32 protein-coding genes are annotated in these 15,575 nt (G+C 50.4%); 31 read left to right on the top strand and 1 reads right to left on the bottom strand.

All coding sequences use genetic code 11. The features are described 5' to 3' along the window. From HMPREF3143_RS24750 to bfr, 3 genes are all read left to right on the top strand, one after another. Nucleotides 1-80, top strand: an 80-nt coding sequence (locus HMPREF3143_RS24750; RefSeq protein WP_001184434.1) for an EF-Tu C-terminal domain-related protein, incomplete at its 5' end; no start/stop codon positions are given. A 179-nt stretch (nucleotides 81-259) separates the two neighbouring features. Further along, nucleotides 260-454, top strand: coding sequence for a bacterioferritin-associated ferredoxin (gene bfd, locus HMPREF3143_RS10675; protein WP_008503493.1), 195 nt, complete (start codon nucleotides 260-262; stop codon nucleotides 452-454). Between the two features lie 72 nt (nucleotides 455-526). Beyond that, the gene (gene bfr / locus HMPREF3143_RS10670; RefSeq protein WP_008503492.1) at nucleotides 527-1,003 is read left to right on the top strand and encodes a bacterioferritin; all 477 of its coding nucleotides are present in this window, start codon (nucleotides 527-529) and stop codon (nucleotides 1,001-1,003) included. On the opposite strand, the gene HMPREF3143_RS10665 is transcribed toward bfr, so the two are convergent. After that, nucleotides 987-1,460 carry a prepilin peptidase gene (locus tag HMPREF3143_RS10665; protein ID WP_021242968.1) on the bottom strand — a complete coding sequence of 158 codons (474 nt, stop codon included), beginning with the start codon at nucleotides 1,458-1,460 and terminating at the stop codon, nucleotides 987-989. The genes bfr and HMPREF3143_RS10665 overlap by 17 nt on opposite strands. A gap of 380 nt (nucleotides 1,461-1,840) precedes the next feature. Here HMPREF3143_RS10665 and rpsJ point away from each other — a divergent pair, with 380 nt between their 5' ends. The 28 genes from rpsJ (at nucleotide 1,841) to rplQ (ending at nucleotide 15,493) form a co-directional block, all read left to right on the top strand. Then, complete coding sequence (rpsJ, locus tag HMPREF3143_RS10660; protein WP_001181005.1) at nucleotides 1,841-2,152, top strand: 30S ribosomal protein S10; 312 nt, start codon at nucleotides 1,841-1,843, stop codon at nucleotides 2,150-2,152. A gap of 32 nt (nucleotides 2,153-2,184) precedes the next feature. Beyond that, nucleotides 2,185-2,814 (top strand): 50S ribosomal protein L3, encoded by a 630-nt coding sequence (gene rplC / locus HMPREF3143_RS10655; protein WP_003863274.1) that lies wholly within the window; start codon nucleotides 2,185-2,187, stop codon nucleotides 2,812-2,814. A 10-nt stretch (nucleotides 2,815-2,824) separates the two neighbouring features. Beyond that, nucleotides 2,825-3,430 carry a 50S ribosomal protein L4 gene (gene rplD / locus HMPREF3143_RS10650; RefSeq protein WP_000424395.1) on the top strand — a complete coding sequence of 202 codons (606 nt, stop codon included), beginning with the start codon at nucleotides 2,825-2,827 and terminating at the stop codon, nucleotides 3,428-3,430. Next, on the top strand, nucleotides 3,427-3,729 hold the full coding sequence (gene rplW, locus HMPREF3143_RS10645; RefSeq protein WP_000617546.1) for a 50S ribosomal protein L23: 303 nt from the start codon (nucleotides 3,427-3,429) through the stop codon (nucleotides 3,727-3,729). Before rplD ends, rplW begins: the two co-directional genes overlap by 4 nt. A 17-nt stretch (nucleotides 3,730-3,746) precedes the next feature. Further along, the gene (gene rplB, locus HMPREF3143_RS10640; RefSeq protein ID WP_008457150.1) at nucleotides 3,747-4,568 is read left to right on the top strand and encodes a 50S ribosomal protein L2; all 822 of its coding nucleotides are present in this window, start codon (nucleotides 3,747-3,749) and stop codon (nucleotides 4,566-4,568) included. Between the two features lie 16 nt (nucleotides 4,569-4,584). Further along, nucleotides 4,585-4,863, top strand: coding sequence for a 30S ribosomal protein S19 (rpsS, locus tag HMPREF3143_RS10635; RefSeq protein ID WP_001138117.1), 279 nt, complete (start codon nucleotides 4,585-4,587; stop codon nucleotides 4,861-4,863). 14 nt (nucleotides 4,864-4,877) lie between these two features. Next, nucleotides 4,878-5,210, top strand: coding sequence for a 50S ribosomal protein L22 (gene rplV / locus HMPREF3143_RS10630; protein WP_002919773.1), 333 nt, complete (start codon nucleotides 4,878-4,880; stop codon nucleotides 5,208-5,210). A 17-nt stretch (nucleotides 5,211-5,227) separates the two neighbouring features. After that, the gene (gene rpsC / locus HMPREF3143_RS10625) at nucleotides 5,228-5,929 is read left to right on the top strand and encodes a 30S ribosomal protein S3 (RefSeq protein WP_000529945.1); all 702 of its coding nucleotides are present in this window, start codon (nucleotides 5,228-5,230) and stop codon (nucleotides 5,927-5,929) included. 12 nt (nucleotides 5,930-5,941) lie between these two features. Then, entirely contained in the window at nucleotides 5,942-6,352 is a 411-nt protein-coding gene (gene rplP / locus HMPREF3143_RS10620) for a 50S ribosomal protein L16 (RefSeq protein WP_002919759.1), read from the top strand. Beyond that, nucleotides 6,352-6,543 (top strand): 50S ribosomal protein L29, encoded by a 192-nt coding sequence (gene rpmC / locus HMPREF3143_RS10615; protein ID WP_003863282.1) that lies wholly within the window; start codon nucleotides 6,352-6,354, stop codon nucleotides 6,541-6,543. Before rplP ends, rpmC begins: the two co-directional genes overlap by 1 nt. Next, a complete protein-coding gene (rpsQ, locus tag HMPREF3143_RS10610; protein WP_008503489.1) occupies nucleotides 6,543-6,797 on the top strand; it encodes a 30S ribosomal protein S17 in 255 nt (84 codons plus the stop codon). Before rpmC ends, rpsQ begins: the two co-directional genes overlap by 1 nt. Nucleotides 6,798-6,963: 166 nt before the next feature. Further along, nucleotides 6,964-7,335 carry a 50S ribosomal protein L14 gene (gene rplN / locus HMPREF3143_RS10605; RefSeq protein ID WP_002919748.1) on the top strand — a complete coding sequence of 124 codons (372 nt, stop codon included), beginning with the start codon at nucleotides 6,964-6,966 and terminating at the stop codon, nucleotides 7,333-7,335. Nucleotides 7,336-7,345: 10 nt separating this feature from the next. After that, the gene (rplX, locus tag HMPREF3143_RS10600) at nucleotides 7,346-7,660 is read left to right on the top strand and encodes a 50S ribosomal protein L24 (protein ID WP_003863287.1); all 315 of its coding nucleotides are present in this window, start codon (nucleotides 7,346-7,348) and stop codon (nucleotides 7,658-7,660) included. A gap of 14 nt (nucleotides 7,661-7,674) precedes the next feature. Further along, nucleotides 7,675-8,214: a 50S ribosomal protein L5 gene (gene rplE, locus HMPREF3143_RS10595; RefSeq protein ID WP_001096202.1), complete on the top strand. Its 540-nt coding sequence runs from the start codon at nucleotides 7,675-7,677 to the stop codon at nucleotides 8,212-8,214. 14 nt (nucleotides 8,215-8,228) lie between these two features. After that, nucleotides 8,229-8,534: a 30S ribosomal protein S14 gene (gene rpsN, locus HMPREF3143_RS10590; RefSeq protein WP_003863291.1), complete on the top strand. Its 306-nt coding sequence runs from the start codon at nucleotides 8,229-8,231 to the stop codon at nucleotides 8,532-8,534. A 30-nt stretch (nucleotides 8,535-8,564) separates the two neighbouring features. Continuing rightward, nucleotides 8,565-8,957, top strand: coding sequence for a 30S ribosomal protein S8 (gene rpsH / locus HMPREF3143_RS10585; protein ID WP_006178918.1), 393 nt, complete (start codon nucleotides 8,565-8,567; stop codon nucleotides 8,955-8,957). A 12-nt stretch (nucleotides 8,958-8,969) separates the two neighbouring features. Next, nucleotides 8,970-9,503: a 50S ribosomal protein L6 gene (rplF, locus tag HMPREF3143_RS10580; protein ID WP_003863296.1), complete on the top strand. Its 534-nt coding sequence runs from the start codon at nucleotides 8,970-8,972 to the stop codon at nucleotides 9,501-9,503. 9 nt (nucleotides 9,504-9,512) lie between these two features. Then, a complete protein-coding gene (gene rplR, locus HMPREF3143_RS10575; RefSeq protein WP_003863297.1) occupies nucleotides 9,513-9,866 on the top strand; it encodes a 50S ribosomal protein L18 in 354 nt (117 codons plus the stop codon). A 14-nt stretch (nucleotides 9,867-9,880) separates the two neighbouring features. Next, entirely contained in the window at nucleotides 9,881-10,381 is a 501-nt protein-coding gene (gene rpsE, locus HMPREF3143_RS10570) for a 30S ribosomal protein S5 (RefSeq protein WP_003863299.1), read from the top strand. 6 nt (nucleotides 10,382-10,387) lie between these two features. After that, nucleotides 10,388-10,567, top strand: a complete 180-nt coding sequence (gene rpmD, locus HMPREF3143_RS10565; protein WP_003863301.1) for a 50S ribosomal protein L30 — start codon at nucleotides 10,388-10,390, stop codon at nucleotides 10,565-10,567. A 3-nt stretch (nucleotides 10,568-10,570) separates the two neighbouring features. After that, on the top strand, nucleotides 10,571-11,005 hold the full coding sequence (rplO, locus tag HMPREF3143_RS10560; RefSeq protein WP_003863304.1) for a 50S ribosomal protein L15: 435 nt from the start codon (nucleotides 10,571-10,573) through the stop codon (nucleotides 11,003-11,005). A gap of 7 nt (nucleotides 11,006-11,012) precedes the next feature. Further along, the gene (gene secY / locus HMPREF3143_RS10555) at nucleotides 11,013-12,344 is read left to right on the top strand and encodes a preprotein translocase subunit SecY (protein ID WP_070533000.1); all 1,332 of its coding nucleotides are present in this window, start codon (nucleotides 11,013-11,015) and stop codon (nucleotides 12,342-12,344) included. Between the two features lie 31 nt (nucleotides 12,345-12,375). Continuing rightward, nucleotides 12,376-12,492, top strand: a complete 117-nt coding sequence (gene rpmJ, locus HMPREF3143_RS10550; protein WP_000868187.1) for a 50S ribosomal protein L36 — start codon at nucleotides 12,376-12,378, stop codon at nucleotides 12,490-12,492. Between the two features lie 146 nt (nucleotides 12,493-12,638). Continuing rightward, entirely contained in the window at nucleotides 12,639-12,995 is a 357-nt protein-coding gene (rpsM, locus tag HMPREF3143_RS10545) for a 30S ribosomal protein S13 (protein ID WP_008503488.1), read from the top strand. 16 nt (nucleotides 12,996-13,011) lie between these two features. Beyond that, nucleotides 13,012-13,401: a 30S ribosomal protein S11 gene (rpsK, locus tag HMPREF3143_RS10540; RefSeq protein ID WP_003863312.1), complete on the top strand. Its 390-nt coding sequence runs from the start codon at nucleotides 13,012-13,014 to the stop codon at nucleotides 13,399-13,401. Between the two features lie 32 nt (nucleotides 13,402-13,433). Continuing rightward, nucleotides 13,434-14,054 carry a 30S ribosomal protein S4 gene (gene rpsD / locus HMPREF3143_RS10535; RefSeq protein WP_004868345.1) on the top strand — a complete coding sequence of 207 codons (621 nt, stop codon included), beginning with the start codon at nucleotides 13,434-13,436 and terminating at the stop codon, nucleotides 14,052-14,054. Between the two features lie 25 nt (nucleotides 14,055-14,079). Further along, nucleotides 14,080-15,069 (top strand): DNA-directed RNA polymerase subunit alpha, encoded by a 990-nt coding sequence (rpoA, locus tag HMPREF3143_RS10530; protein ID WP_002919219.1) that lies wholly within the window; start codon nucleotides 14,080-14,082, stop codon nucleotides 15,067-15,069. A gap of 40 nt (nucleotides 15,070-15,109) precedes the next feature. Continuing rightward, nucleotides 15,110-15,493, top strand: coding sequence for a 50S ribosomal protein L17 (gene rplQ, locus HMPREF3143_RS10525; protein WP_001216368.1), 384 nt, complete (start codon nucleotides 15,110-15,112; stop codon nucleotides 15,491-15,493). Nucleotides 15,494-15,575 lie beyond the last annotated feature (82 nt).

Genomic DNA, 15,575 nt, shown 5'->3' with positions numbered 1-15,575 from the left:
TGGACGACGGTCTGCGTTTCGCAATCCGTGAAGGCGGCCGTACCGTTGGCGCGGGCGTTGTTGCTAAAGTTCTGGGCTAATTAATTATCCCCGAATAAAAAAAGGACGCTTCGGCGTCCTTTTTTGTTTTCTGCCGCTCAGGCGTTGTCACAAAATTTCGCATTTTTTGCCTGCTCCCGCCCCGCATTCTGGCGTTTGTGCTATTGTAATCATAACCATTCTCACTTACACTTTGCGCATAATTTGAACGGGAGTTTCTATGTACGTTTGTTTATGTAATGGTGTAAGCGACAAAAAAATACGTCAGGCCGTTCGCCAGTTTCAGCCCCAGTCATTCCAGCAGCTTCGCAAATTTGTTCCGGTGGGAAATCAATGCGGTAAATGCGTACGTGCTGCGCGAGAGATTATGCAGGACGAGCTGATGCAGATCCCGGAATACAAAGAGATCGCGTAAGCGCCCATCTTTTCTTTGACATCCCTGTAGCCCGATCTACGCTTCAATGAGTGGAAGCGGAGGGACTATATAATGAAAGGTGATGTTAAAATCATAAGTTATCTCAATAAATTATTGGGAAATGAGCTTGTCGCAATCAACCAGTACTTTCTTCACGCGAGAATGTTCAAAAACTGGGGACTCAAACGTTTAAACGACGTTGAGTACCATGAATCTATCGATGAGATGAAACACGCTGATAAATATATCGAGCGTATTTTATTCCTTGAAGGCATTCCAAACCTGCAGGATCTCGGCAAGCTGGGCATCGGAGAAGATGTCGAAGAGATGCTGCGTTCCGACCTCAGGCTAGAACTTGAAGGTGCCAAAGATCTCCGTGAAGCCATTGCCTATGCTGACAGCGTACATGACTACGTCAGCCGCGATATGATGATTCAGATCCTGGCCGATGAAGAAGGGCATATTGACTGGCTGGAAACAGAGCTGGATCTCATTGCTAAAATCGGCCTGCAAAACTATCTTCAGTCACAGATTAAAGTGGAAGAATAACCAACGTCTTCCACCCTACGCATAAACCCGCTGCTGCCAGAAATGGCCCAAATGGCAGCGGGTTTTTTATTGCCTTCTTATCAGGGCGGATTACCGAAAAAACAAGAATACAAAGAAGCGCCATCAGTGCCGCGAGCAACGCCAGCGCAGGCAGTACGCACCAGCCATGCCATGCACCCAGTGCCGCCAGGTACTTCACATCGCCATATCCCATTCCTTCACGCCGGCAGATAAACCAATAGCCCCAGTAAATAACGGCAAAGGCAATATATCCGGCCATCGCACCCGCGACCGCACTCGGCAGAAAATCAGGTTGGATACAGAGCTGAAAGAGCAGTCCTGCCCATAGCAGCGGACAGAGAAATTTATCGGGAAGCAGACCGTAGCGAATATCGGCATTTACAAGTAAGGCTGTCAGTGAAAGATAGATCAGCAGAAAGGGGAGGGTGGTCAGCATGAATAAGGCCTCAAACGAATTTGAGCGCATACTCGTCATAATCGGCCGGTCCGGCAATGCACAAAAAACGGGGATGCGTAGCGGCTCGAAACAAAGCATCGACACAGAATACATTGCATGAAACGTTGCGCGCTCTTACGCACCCTGCGACATTGGCGCTTAATTTCTAAACGGCACTTGCGTCTTGCCCAGATTTACGTATAATGCGCGGGCTTGTCGTAATTGACGGCGGGTTCAATCAGAACCAGAGTAGCTCATTTTGTTACTCAACAATGCTCCCAATTGGGGAGCTACGTAAGAACGGTTACACTCTCCCATCAATCGTAATGGGTTTGAGGAGTAATCATTTTCGTTTATAAAATAATTGGAGCTCTGGTCTCATGCAGAACCAAAGAATCCGTATCCGCCTTAAAGCGTTTGATCATCGTCTGATCGATCAATCAACCGCGGAAATCGTCGAGACTGCTAAGCGCACTGGTGCGCAAGTCCGTGGTCCGATCCCGCTGCCGACCCGCAAAGAGCGCTTCACCGTTCTGATCTCTCCGCACGTTAACAAAGACGCGCGCGATCAGTACGAAATCCGCACTCACAAGCGTCTGGTTGACATCGTTGAGCCAACTGAGAAAACCGTTGATGCTCTGATGCGTCTGGATCTGGCTGCCGGTGTAGACGTGCAGATCAGCCTGGGTTAATCAGGTCATCGAGCGATTGAGAGGTTGAAACAATGATTGGTTTAGTCGGTAAAAAAGTTGGTATGACCCGCATCTTCACTGAAGATGGCGTTTCTATCCCAGTAACCGTAATCGAAGTTGAAGCAAACCGCGTTACTCAGGTTAAAGATCTGGCTAACGATGGCTACCGCGCTATTCAGGTTACCACTGGTGCTAAAAAAGCTAACCGTGTAACCAAACCAGAAGCGGGTCACTTCGCTAAAGCTGGCGTAGAAGCTGGCCGTGGTCTGTGGGAATTCCGTCTTGCTGAAGGCGAAGAGTTCACCGTAGGTCAGGACATTAGCGTTGAGCTGTTTGCTGACGTTAAAAAAGTTGACGTAACCGGTACCTCTAAAGGTAAAGGTTTTGCTGGTACCGTTAAGCGCTGGAACTTCCGTACCCAGGACGCTACCCACGGTAACTCCTTGTCTCACCGCGTTCCGGGTTCTATCGGTCAGAACCAGACTCCGGGCAAAGTGTTCAAAGGCAAGAAAATGGCAGGTCAGCTGGGTAACGAACGTGTAACCGTTCAGAGCCTGGACGTAGTACGTGTTGACGCTGAGCGCAACCTGCTGCTGGTTAAAGGTGCGGTCCCGGGTGCAACCGGTAGCGACCTGATCGTTAAACCAGCTGTGAAGGCGTAAGGGGATAGCAATGGAATTAGTATTGAAAGACGCGCAGAGCGCGCTGACTGTTTCCGAAACTACCTTCGGTCGTGATTTCAACGAAGCGCTGGTTCACCAGGTTGTTGTTGCTTATGCAGCTGGTGCTCGTCAGGGTACTCGTGCTCAGAAGACTCGTGCTGAAGTAACTGGTTCTGGCAAAAAGCCATGGCGCCAGAAAGGTACCGGCCGTGCGCGTTCAGGTTCTATCAAGAGCCCGATCTGGCGTTCAGGTGGCGTGACCTTCGCTGCGCGTCCACAGGACCACAGTCAAAAAGTTAATAAAAAGATGTACCGCGGCGCGCTGAAAAGCATCCTGTCCGAACTGGTACGTCAGGATCGTCTGATCGTTGTCGAGAAGTTCTCTGTTGAAGCGCCTAAAACTAAGCTGCTGGCACAGAAACTGAAAGACATGGCTCTGGAAGATGTGCTGATCATCACCGGTGAGCTGGACGAGAACCTGTTCCTGGCCGCACGTAACCTGCACAAGGTTGACGTACGCGATGCGACTGGTATCGACCCGGTTAGCCTGATCGCCTTCGACAAAGTCGTAATGACTGCTGATGCTGTTAAGCAAGTTGAGGAGATGCTGGCATGATTCGTGAAGAACGTCTGCTGAAGGTGCTTCGCGCACCGCACGTTTCTGAAAAAGCGTCTACTGCGATGGAAAAAACAAACACCATCGTTCTCAAAGTTGCTAAAGACGCGACCAAAGCAGAGATCAAAGCTGCTGTGCAGAAACTGTTTGAAGTCGAAGTCGAAGTCGTTAACACCCTGGTCGTTAAAGGGAAAGTTAAACGTCACGGACAGCGTATCGGTCGTCGTAGCGACTGGAAAAAAGCTTACGTCACCCTGAAAGAAGGCCAGAATCTGGACTTCGTTGGCGGCGCTGAGTAAGTCGGAGGAGTAATACAATGGCAGTTGTTAAATGTAAACCGACATCTCCGGGTCGTCGCCACGTAGTTAAAGTGGTTAACCCTGAGCTGCACAAGGGCAAACCTTTTGCTCCGTTGCTGGAAAAAAACAGCAAATCCGGTGGTCGTAACAACAATGGCCGTATCACCACTCGTCACATCGGTGGTGGCCACAAGCAGGCTTATCGTATTGTTGACTTCAAACGCAACAAAGACGGTATCCCAGCAGTTGTTGAACGTCTTGAGTACGATCCGAACCGTTCCGCGAACATCGCGCTGGTTCTGTACAAAGACGGCGAACGCCGTTACATCCTGGCCCCTAAAGGCCTGAAAGCTGGCGACCAGATTCAGTCTGGCGTTGATGCTGCAATCAAAGCAGGCAACACCCTGCCGATGCGCAATATCCCGGTTGGTTCTACCGTTCATAACGTAGAAATGAAACCAGGTAAAGGCGGTCAGCTGGCGCGTTCCGCGGGTACTTACGTTCAGATCGTTGCGCGTGATGGTGCTTATGTCACCCTGCGTCTGCGTTCTGGTGAAATGCGTAAAGTCGAAGCAGACTGCCGCGCTACTCTGGGCGAAGTTGGCAATGCTGAGCATATGCTGCGCGTTCTGGGTAAAGCAGGTGCTGCACGCTGGCGTGGTGTTCGTCCTACCGTTCGCGGTACTGCGATGAACCCAGTCGACCACCCACATGGTGGTGGTGAAGGTCGTAACTTTGGTAAGCACCCGGTATCTCCGTGGGGCGTTCAGACCAAAGGTAAGAAGACCCGCAGCAACAAGCGTACTGATAAATTTATCGTACGTCGCCGTAGCAAATAATTTTAGAGGATAAGCCATGCCACGTTCTCTCAAGAAAGGTCCTTTTATTGACCTGCACTTGCTGAAGAAGGTAGAGAAAGCGGTGGAAAGCGGAGACAAGAAGCCCCTGCGCACTTGGTCCCGTCGTTCAACGATCTTTCCTAACATGATCGGTTTGACCATCGCTGTCCATAATGGTCGTCAGCACGTTCCAGTCTTTGTTACCGACGAAATGGTTGGTCACAAACTGGGTGAATTCGCACCGACTCGTACTTATCGCGGCCACGCTGCTGATAAAAAAGCGAAGAAGAAATAAGGTAGGAGGAAGAGATGGAAACTTTAGCTCAACATCGCCATGCTCGTTCTTCTGCACAGAAGGTTCGCCTTGTTGCTGACCTGATTCGCGGTAAGAAAGTGTCGCAGGCCCTGGACATCCTGACCTATACCAACAAGAAAGCTGCGGTATTGGTCAAGAAAGTACTGGAATCTGCCATTGCTAACGCTGAACACAACGATGGCGCTGACATCGACGATCTGAAAGTCGCGAAAATTTTCGTAGATGAAGGCCCAAGCATGAAGCGCATTATGCCGCGTGCGAAAGGTCGTGCAGATCGCATCCTGAAGCGCACCAGCCACATTACTGTGGTTGTGTCCGATCGCTGAGACTCTGGAGACTAGCAATGGGTCAGAAAGTACATCCTAATGGTATTCGCCTGGGTATTGTAAAACCATGGAACTCTACCTGGTTTGCGAACACCAAAGAATTCGCTGACAACCTGGACAGCGATTTTAAAGTACGTCAGTACCTGACTAAGGAACTGGCTAAAGCGTCTGTATCTCGTATCGTTATCGAGCGTCCAGCGAAGAGCATCCGTGTGACTATTCACACTGCTCGTCCTGGCATCGTTATCGGTAAGAAAGGCGAAGACGTAGAAAAACTGCGCAAGGTCGTAGCGGATATCGCTGGCGTTCCTGCACAGATCAATATCGCTGAAGTTCGTAAGCCTGAACTGGACGCTAAATTGGTTGCTGACAGCATCACTTCACAGCTGGAACGTCGTGTTATGTTCCGTCGTGCTATGAAGCGTGCTGTACAGAACGCAATGCGTCTGGGCGCTAAAGGTATCAAAGTTGAAGTTAGCGGCCGTCTGGGCGGCGCGGAAATCGCACGTACCGAATGGTACCGTGAAGGTCGCGTACCGCTGCACACTCTGCGTGCTGACATCGACTACAACACCTCTGAAGCGCACACCACTTACGGTGTAATCGGCGTTAAGGTATGGATCTTCAAAGGTGAGATCCTGGGTGGTATGGCTGCTGTTGAACAACCGGAAAAACCGGCTGCTCAACCTAAAAAGCAGCAGCGTAAAGGCCGTAAATAAGGAGCGTCGCTGATGTTACAACCAAAGCGTACAAAATTCCGTAAAGTGCACAAAGGCCGCAACCGTGGTCTGGCGCAGGGTACGGATGTTAGCTTCGGCACTTTCGGTCTGAAAGCTGTTGGCCGTGGTCGTCTGACTGCACGTCAGATCGAAGCAGCACGTCGTGCAATGACCCGTGCAGTTAAGCGTCAAGGTAAGATCTGGATCCGTGTATTCCCGGACAAACCGATCACCGAGAAGCCGCTGGAAGTTCGTATGGGTAAAGGTAAAGGTAACGTGGAGTACTGGGTTGCCTTGATCCAACCGGGCAAAGTCCTGTATGAAATGGACGGTGTTCCGGAAGAGCTGGCCCGTGAAGCCTTCGGCCTGGCAGCAGCGAAACTGCCTATCAAAACCACCTTTGTAACTAAGACGGTGATGTAATGAAAGCAAAAGAGCTGCGTGAAAAAAGCGTTGAAGAGCTGAACGCTGAGCTGCTGAACCTGCTGCGTGAGCAGTTCAACCTGCGTATGCAGGCTGCAAGTGGCCAGCTGCAACAGACTCACCTGCTGAAGCAAGTGCGTCGCAATGTTGCACGCGTTAAGACTTTACTGACTCAGAAGGCGGGTGCGTAATGACCGATAAAATCCGTACTCTGCAAGGTCGTGTTGTTAGCGACAAAATGGAGAAATCCATTGTTGTAGCTATCGAACGTATTGTGAAACACCCGATCTACGGTAAATTCATCAAGCGTACGACCAAACTGCACGTACATGACGAGAACAACGAATGTGGTATCGGCGACAAGGTTGAAATCCGTGAATGCCGTCCACTGTCCAAGACTAAGTCCTGGACGCTGGTTCGCGTTGTAGAGAAAGCGGTTCTGTAATACAGTACGCCTTCTCAATACGAATAAACGGCTCAGCGATGAGCCGTTTATTTTTTCTACCCATATTGCAGAAGCGGTGTTATAATGCCGCGCCCTCGATATGGGGCTTTTTAACGGCTCTGATTTTAGAGTCTCAGGTAGTAGTTGACATTAGCGGAGCACTAAAATGATCCAAGAACAGACTATGCTGAACGTCGCCGACAACTCCGGTGCACGTCGCGTAATGTGTATCAAGGTTCTGGGTGGCTCGCACCGTCGCTACGCAGGCGTAGGCGACATCATCAAGATCACCATCAAAGAAGCAATTCCACGTGGTAAGGTCAAAAAAGGTGATGTGCTGAAGGCGGTAGTGGTGCGCACCAAGAAGGGTGTTCGTCGCCCTGACGGTTCTGTCATTCGCTTCGATGGTAATGCATGCGTTATTTTAAACAATAACAGCGAGCAGCCTATCGGCACGCGTATCTTTGGGCCGGTAACTCGTGAACTTCGTACTGAGAAGTTCATGAAAATTATCTCTCTGGCACCAGAAGTACTCTAAGGAGCGAATCATGGCAGCGAAAATCCGTCGTGATGACGAAGTTATCGTGTTAACCGGTAAAGATAAAGGTAAACGCGGTAAAGTAAAAAATGTTCTGTCTTCCGGCAAACTTGTCGTTGAAGGTATCAACCTGGTTAAGAAACATCAGAAGCCGGTTCCGGCCCTGAACCAACCAGGTGGCATCGTTGAAAAAGAAGCTGCTATTCAGGTTTCTAACGTTGCAATCTTCAATGCGGCTACCGGCAAGGCTGACCGTGTAGGCTTTAGATTCGAAGACGGTAAAAAAGTCCGTTTCTTCAAGTCTAACAGCGAAACTATCAAGTAATTTGGAGTAGTACGATGGCGAAACTGCATGATTACTACAAAGACGAAGTAGTTAAGAAACTCATGACCGAGTTTAACTACAATTCTGTCATGCAAGTCCCTCGGGTCGAGAAGATCACCCTGAACATGGGTGTTGGTGAAGCGATCGCTGACAAGAAACTGCTGGATAACGCAGCAGCTGACCTGACAGCAATCTCCGGTCAAAAACCGCTGATCACCAAAGCACGCAAATCTGTTGCAGGCTTCAAAATCCGTCAGGGCTATCCGATCGGCTGTAAAGTAACTCTGCGTGGCGAACGCATGTGGGAGTTCTTTGAGCGCCTGATCACTATTGCTGTTCCACGTATCCGTGACTTCCGTGGCTTGTCCGCTAAGTCTTTCGACGGTCGTGGTAACTACAGCATGGGTGTCCGTGAGCAGATCATCTTCCCAGAAATCGACTACGATAAAGTCGACCGCGTGCGTGGTTTGGATATTACCATTACCACTACTGCGAAATCTGACGAAGAAGGCCGTGCTCTGCTGGCTGCCTTTGACTTCCCGTTCCGCAAGTAAGGTAGGGTTACTGAATGGCTAAGCAATCAATGAAAGCACGCGAAGTAAAGCGCGTAGCTTTAGCTGATAAATTCTTCGCTAAACGCGCTGAACTGAAAGCGATCATTTCTGATGTGAACGCTTCCGACGAAGATCGTTGGAATGCGGTTCTCAAGCTGCAGTCTCTGCCGCGTGATTCCAGCCCGTCTCGTCAGCGTAACCGCTGTCGTCAAACAGGTCGTCCACATGGTTATGTGGGCAAGTTTGGGTTGAGCCGTATCAAACTGCGTGAAGCCGCCATGCGCGGTGAAGTGCCAGGCTTGAAAAAGGCTAGCTGGTAATTACCAATTGAATCACGGGAGTAAAGACAGATGAGCATGCAAGATCCGATCGCGGATATGCTGACCCGTATCCGTAACGGTCAGGCCGCGAACAAAGTTGCGGTCACCATGCCTTCCGCCAAGCTGAAAGTGGCAATTGCCAACGTGCTGAAGGAAGAAGGTTTTATCGAAGATTTTAAAGTTGAAGGCGACACCAAGCCGGAACTGGAACTTACTCTCAAGTATTTCCAGGGTAAAGCTGTTGTAGAAAGCATTCAGCGTGTCAGCCGCCCAGGCCTGCGCATCTATAAGAAAAAAGATGAGCTGCCAAAAGTTATGGCTGGTCTTGGTATCGCAGTTGTTTCTACCTCTAAAGGTGTTATGACTGATCGTGCAGCGCGCCAGGCTGGTCTTGGTGGCGAAATTATCTGCTACGTAGCCTAATCGGAGGAAAGAATGTCTCGTGTTGCTAAAGCACCGGTCGTTATTCCTGCCGGCGTTGATGTAAAAATCGACGGTCAGGTTATTACGATCAAAGGTAAAAACGGCGAGCTGACTCGTACCCTCAACAAAGCTGTTGAAGTTAAACATGCAGATAACGCTCTGACCTTCGGTCCACGTGATGGTTTCGTGGATGGTTGGGCTCAGGCTGGTACCGCGCGTGCCCTGCTGAACTCAATGGTTGTTGGTGTTACCGAAGGCTTCACTAAAAAGCTTCAGCTGGTTGGTGTAGGTTATCGTGCAGCTATCAAAGGGAATGCAGTAGGCCTGTCTCTGGGCTTCTCACACCCTGTTGAGCATCCGCTGCCGGCCGGTATCACTGCAGAATGCCCGACTCAGACTGAAATCGTGCTGAAAGGCGCTGATAAACAGCTGATCGGTCAGGTTGCAGCAGATCTGCGCGCCTACCGTCGTCCTGAGCCTTACAAAGGCAAGGGTGTTCGTTACGCCGACGAAGTCGTGCGTACCAAAGAGGCTAAGAAGAAGTAAGGTAACACTATGGATAAGAAATCTGCTCGTATCCGTCGTGCGACCCGCGCACGCCGCAAGCTCAAAGAGCTGGGTGCAACTCGCCTGGTGGTACATCGTACCCCGCGTCATATTTACGCACAGGTAATTGCACCGAACGGTTCTGAAGTTCTGGTAGCTGCTTCTACTGTAGAAAAAGCTATCTCAGAACAATTGAAGTACACCGGTAACAAAGACGCCGCTGCAGCTGTAGGTAAAGCTGTTGCTGAACGCGCTCTGGAAAAAGGCATCAGCAATGTTTCCTTTGACCGTTCCGGGTTCCAATATCATGGTCGTGTCCAGGCACTGGCAGATGCTGCCCGTGAAGCTGGCCTTCAGTTCTAAGGTAGAGGTGTAAGATGGCTCACATCGAAAAACAGGCTGGCGAACTGCAGGAAAAGCTGATCGCGGTAAACCGCGTATCTAAAACCGTTAAAGGTGGTCGTATTTTCTCCTTCACAGCTCTGACTGTAGTAGGCGATGGTAACGGTCGCGTTGGTTTTGGTTACGGTAAAGCGCGTGAAGTTCCAGCAGCGATCCAGAAAGCGATGGAAAAAGCCCGTCGCAACATGATTAACGTCGCGCTGAACAACGGCACCCTGCAGCACCCAGTTAAAGGTGTTCACACGGGTTCTCGTGTATTCATGCAGCCAGCTTCAGAAGGTACCGGTATCATCGCCGGTGGTGCAATGCGCGCCGTTCTGGAAGTTGCTGGGGTTCATAACGTTCTGGCTAAAGCATATGGTTCCACCAACCCGATCAACGTGGTTCGTGCAACTATTGATGGCCTGGAAAATATGAATTCTCCAGAAATGGTCGCTGCCAAGCGTGGTAAATCCGTTGAAGAAATTCTGGGGTAATTGACCATGGCAAAGACTATTAAAATCACTCAAACCCGCAGTGCAATCGGTCGTCTGCCGAAACACAAGGCAACGCTGCTTGGCCTGGGTCTGCGTCGTATTGGTCATACCGTTGAGCGCGAGGATACTCCTGCTGTTCGTGGTATGGTCAACGCGGTTTACTTCATGGTTAAAGTTGAGGAGTAAGAGATGCGTTTAAATACTCTGTCTCCGGCCGAAGGCTCTAAAAAGGCGGGTAAACGCCTGGGTCGTGGTATCGGTTCTGGCCTCGGCAAAACCGGTGGTCGTGGTCACAAAGGTCAGAACTCTCGTTCTGGCGGTGGCGTACGTCGCGGTTTCGAGGGTGGCCAGATGCCACTGTACCGTCGTCTGCCGAAGTTCGGCTTCACCTCTCGCAAAGCAGCGATCACGGCGGAAATCCGTCTGTCTGACCTGGCGAAAGTTGAAGGCGGCGTTGTAGACCTGAACACGCTGAAAGCAGCAAACATTATCGGTATCCAGATCGAGTTCGCGAAAGTGATCCTGGCTGGTGAAGTTTCTACTCCGGTAACTGTTCGTGGCCTGCGTGTTACTAAAGGTGCTCGTGCTGCTATCGAAGCTGCTGGCGGTAAAATTGAGGAATAAGTAGCAGATGGCTAAGCAACCGGGATTAGATTTTCAAAGTGCCAAAGGTGGATTTGGCGAGCTGAAACGCAGACTGCTGTTTGTTATCGGCGCGCTGATTGTGTTCCGTATTGGCTCTTTTATTCCGATCCCTGGTATCGATGCCGCTGTACTTGCCAAACTGCTTGAGCAACAGCGAGGCACCATCATTGAAATGTTCAACATGTTCTCTGGTGGTGCTCTCAGCCGTGCTTCTATCTTCGCACTGGGTATTATGCCGTACATTTCGGCATCGATTATTATCCAGCTGCTGACGGTCGTTCATCCGGCCCTGGCAGAGTTGAAGAAAGAAGGGGAGTCTGGACGTCGTAAGATTAGTCAGTACACCCGTTACGGTACTCTGGTGCTGGCAATATTCCAGTCGATCGGTATTGCTACCGGTCTTCCGAATATGCCTGGTATGCAGGGCCTGGTGTTAAACCCGGGCTTTGCATTCTACTTCACCGCTGTTGTAAGTCTGGTCACAGGGACAATGTTCCTGATGTGGCTCGGCGAACAGATTACTGAGCGTGGTATCGGTAACGGTATCTCAATCATTATCTTCGCCGGTATTGTTGCGGGCCTCCCGCCAGCCATCGCCCACACTATCGAGCAAGCGCGTCAAGGCGACCTGAACTTCCTCCTGTTGCTGTTGGTTGCAGTATTAGTATTTGCAGTGACGTTCTTTGTTGTCTTCGTTGAACGTGGTCAACGCCGCATTGTGGTGAACTACGCTAAGCGTCAGCAAGGTCGTCGTGTCTATGCTGCACAGAGCACACATTTACCGCTGAAAGTGAACATGGCGGGGGTTATCCCGGCTATCTTCGCTTCCAGTATTATTCTGTTCCCGGCAACCATCGCGTCATGGTTCGGGGGCGGTACTGGTTGGAACTGGCTGACAACAATTTCGCTGTATTTGCAGCCTGGGCAACCACTTTATGTGTTACTCTATGCGTCTGCGATCATCTTCTTCTGTTTCTTCTACACGGCGTTGGTCTTCAACCCGCGTGAAACAGCAGATAACCTGAAGAAGTCCGGTGCATTTGTACCAGGAATTCGTCCGGGAGAGCAAACGGCGAAGTATATCGATAAAGTAATGACCCGCCTGACTTTGGTTGGTGCGCTCTATATTACTTTTATCTGCCTGATCCCGGAGTTCATGCGTGATGCAATGAAAGTACCGTTCTACTTCGGTGGGACCTCACTGCTTATCGTTGTTGTCGTGATTATGGACTTTATGGCTCAAGTGCAAACTCTGATGATGTCCAGTCAGTATGAGTCTGCATTGAAGAAGGCGAACCTGAAAGGCTACGGCCGCTAATTGGTCGCCTGAGAAGTTACGGAGAGTAAAAATGAAAGTTCGTGCTTCCGTCAAGAAATTATGCCGTAACTGCAAAATCGTTAAGCGTGATGGTGTCATCCGTGTGATTTGCAGTGCCGAGCCGAAGCATAAACAGCGCCAAGGCTGATTATTTCGCATATTTTTCTTGCAAAGTTGGGTTGAGCTGGCTAGATTAGCCAGCCAATCTTTTGTATGTCTGTACGTTTCCATTTGAGTATCCTGAAAACGGGCTTTTCAGCATGGTGCGTACATATTAAATAGTAGGAGTGCATAGTGGCCCGTATAGCAGGCATTAACATTCCTGATCAGAAACATGCTGTGATCGCATTAACTTCGATCTACGGCATCGGCAAGACCCGTTCTAAGGCCATTCTGGCTGCAGCGGGTATCGCTGAAGATGTTAAGATCAGTGAGCTGTCTGAAGAACAAATCGACACGCTGCGTGACGAAGTTGCCAAATTTGTCGTTGAAGGTGATCTGCGCCGTGAAATCAGCATGAGCATCAAGCGCCTGATGGATCTTGGTTGCTATCGCGGTTTGCGTCATCGTCGTGGTCTGCCAGTGCGCGGTCAGCGTACTAAGACCAACGCACGTACCCGTAAGGGTCCGCGCAAACCGATCAAGAAATAATCGGGGTGATTGAATAATGGCAAAGGCACCAGTTCGTGCACGTAAACGTGTAAGAAAACAAGTCTCTGACGGCGTGGCTCATATCCATGCTTCTTTCAACAACACCATCGTTACTATTACTGATCGTCAGGGTAACGCATTGGGTTGGGCAACAGCCGGTGGTTCCGGTTTCCGTGGTTCTCGCAAATCCACTCCGTTTGCAGCTCAGGTTGCAGCAGAGCGTTGCGCAGAAGCCGTAAAAGAATACGGCATCAAGAATCTGGAAGTTATGGTTAAAGGTCCGGGTCCGGGTCGTGAATCTACTGTTCGCGCTCTGAACGCCGCTGGTTTCCGCATCACTAATATTACTGATGTGACTCCGATCCCTCATAACGGTTGTCGTCCGCCGAAAAAACGTCGCGTATAACGCTCGTTTTTTAGGTTAGTTGGAGATAGAAAATGGCAAGATATTTGGGTCCTAAGCTCAAGCTGAGCCGTCGTGAGGGCACCGACTTATTCCTTAAGTCTGGCGTTCGCGCGATCGATACCAAGTGTAAAATTGAACAAGCTCCTGGCCAGCACGGTGCGCGTAAACCGCGTCTGTCTGACTATGGTGTGCAGTTGCGTGAAAAGCAAAAAGTTCGCCGTATGTACGGTGTGCTGGAGCGTCAGTTCCGTAACTACTATAAAGAAGCAGCACGTCTGAAAGGCAACACAGGTGAAAACCTGCTGGCTCTGCTGGAAGGTCGTCTGGACAACGTTGTATACCGTATGGGCTTCGGCGCTACTCGTGCTGAATCACGTCAGCTGGTTAGCCACAAAGCAATCATGGTAAACGGTCGTGTTGTTAACATCGCTTCTTATCAGGTTAAAGCGAATGACGTTGTTAGCATTCGTGAGAAAGCGAAAAAGCAATCTCGCGTGAAGGCCGCTCTGGAGCTGGCTGAGCAGCGTGAAAAGCCAACCTGGCTGGAAGTTGATGCTGGCAAGATGGAAGGTACGTTCAAGCGTCAGCCAGAACGTTCTGATCTGTCTGCGGACATTAACGAACACCTGATCGTCGAGCTTTACTCCAAGTAAAGCTTAGTACCAAAGAGAGGACACAATGCAGGGTTCTGTGACAGAGTTTCTAAAACCGCGCCTGGTAGATATCGAGCAAGTGAGTTCGACGCACGCCAAGGTGACCCTTGAGCCTTTAGAGCGTGGCTTTGGCCATACTCTGGGTAACGCACTGCGCCGTATTCTGCTCTCATCGATGCCGGGTTGCGCGGTGACCGAGGTTGAGATTGATGGTGTACTTCATGAGTACAGCACCAAAGAAGGCGTTCAGGAAGATATCCTTGAAATCCTGCTCAACCTGAAAGGGCTGGCGGTGAGAGTTCAGGGTAAAGATGAAGTTATTCTTACTCTGAATAAATCTGGCATTGGCCCTGTGACTGCAGCCGACATCACCCACGACGGTGATGTTGAAATCGTCAAGCCGCAGCACGTGATCTGCCACCTGACCGATGAGAACGCAGCTATTAGCATGCGTATCAAAGTTCAGCGCGGTCGTGGTTATGTGCCGGCTTCTGCCCGAATTCATTCGGAAGAAGATGAGCGCCCAATCGGCCGTCTGCTGGTCGACGCATGCTACAGCCCTGTAGAGCGTATTGCCTACAATGTTGAAGCAGCGCGTGTAGAACAGCGTACCGACCTGGACAAGCTGGTCATCGAAATGGAAACCAACGGCACAATCGATCCTGAAGAGGCGATTCGTCGTGCGGCAACCATCCTGGCAGAACAACTGGAAGCTTTCGTTGACTTACGTGATGTTCGTCAGCCGGAAGTGAAAGAAGAGAAACCAGAATTCGATCCGATCCTGCTGCGCCCTGTTGACGATCTCGAATTGACTGTCCGCTCTGCTAACTGCCTCAAGGCAGAAGCTATCCACTATATCGGTGATCTGGTACAGCGTACCGAGGTTGAGTTGCTGAAAACGCCGAACCTGGGTAAAAAATCTCTTACCGAGATTAAAGACGTGCTGGCTTCACGTGGTCTGTCTCTGGGCATGCGCCTGGAAAACTGGCCACCGGCAAGCATTGCTGACGAGTAACCGGATCACAGGTTAAGGTTTTACTGAGAAGGATAAGGTCATGCGCCATCGTAAGAGTGGTCGTCAACTGAACCGCAACAGCAGCCATCGCCAGGCTATGTTCCGCAACATGGCAGGTTCACTGGTTCGTCATGAGATCATCAAGACGACCCTGCCTAAAGCGAAAGAGCTGCGTCGCGTAGTTGAGCCGCTGATTACTCTTGCCAAGACTGACAGCGTTGCTAATCGTCGTCTGGCATTCGCCCGTACTCGTGATAACGAGATCGTGGCAAAACTGTTTAACGAACTGGGCCCGCGTTTCGCGAGCCGTGCCGGTGGTTACACTCGCATTCTGAAGTGTGGCTTCCGTGCAGGCGACAACGCGCCGATGGCTTACATCGAGCTGGTTGATCGTTCAGAGAAAGCAGAAGCTGCTGCAGAGTAATCTGCAGTAACGTAAAAAAACCCGCTCCGGCGGGTTTTTTTATATCCGCGATATCCCCACTTCTCTACAATATCTGTATCAA

The sequence above is a fragment of the Enterobacter sp. HMSC16D10 genome (assembly GCF_001807145.1).
GTDB classification, from domain to species: Bacteria; Pseudomonadota; Gammaproteobacteria; order Enterobacterales; family Enterobacteriaceae; genus Enterobacter; species Enterobacter roggenkampii.
This window is presented reverse-complemented; position numbering and strand designations above follow the sequence as displayed.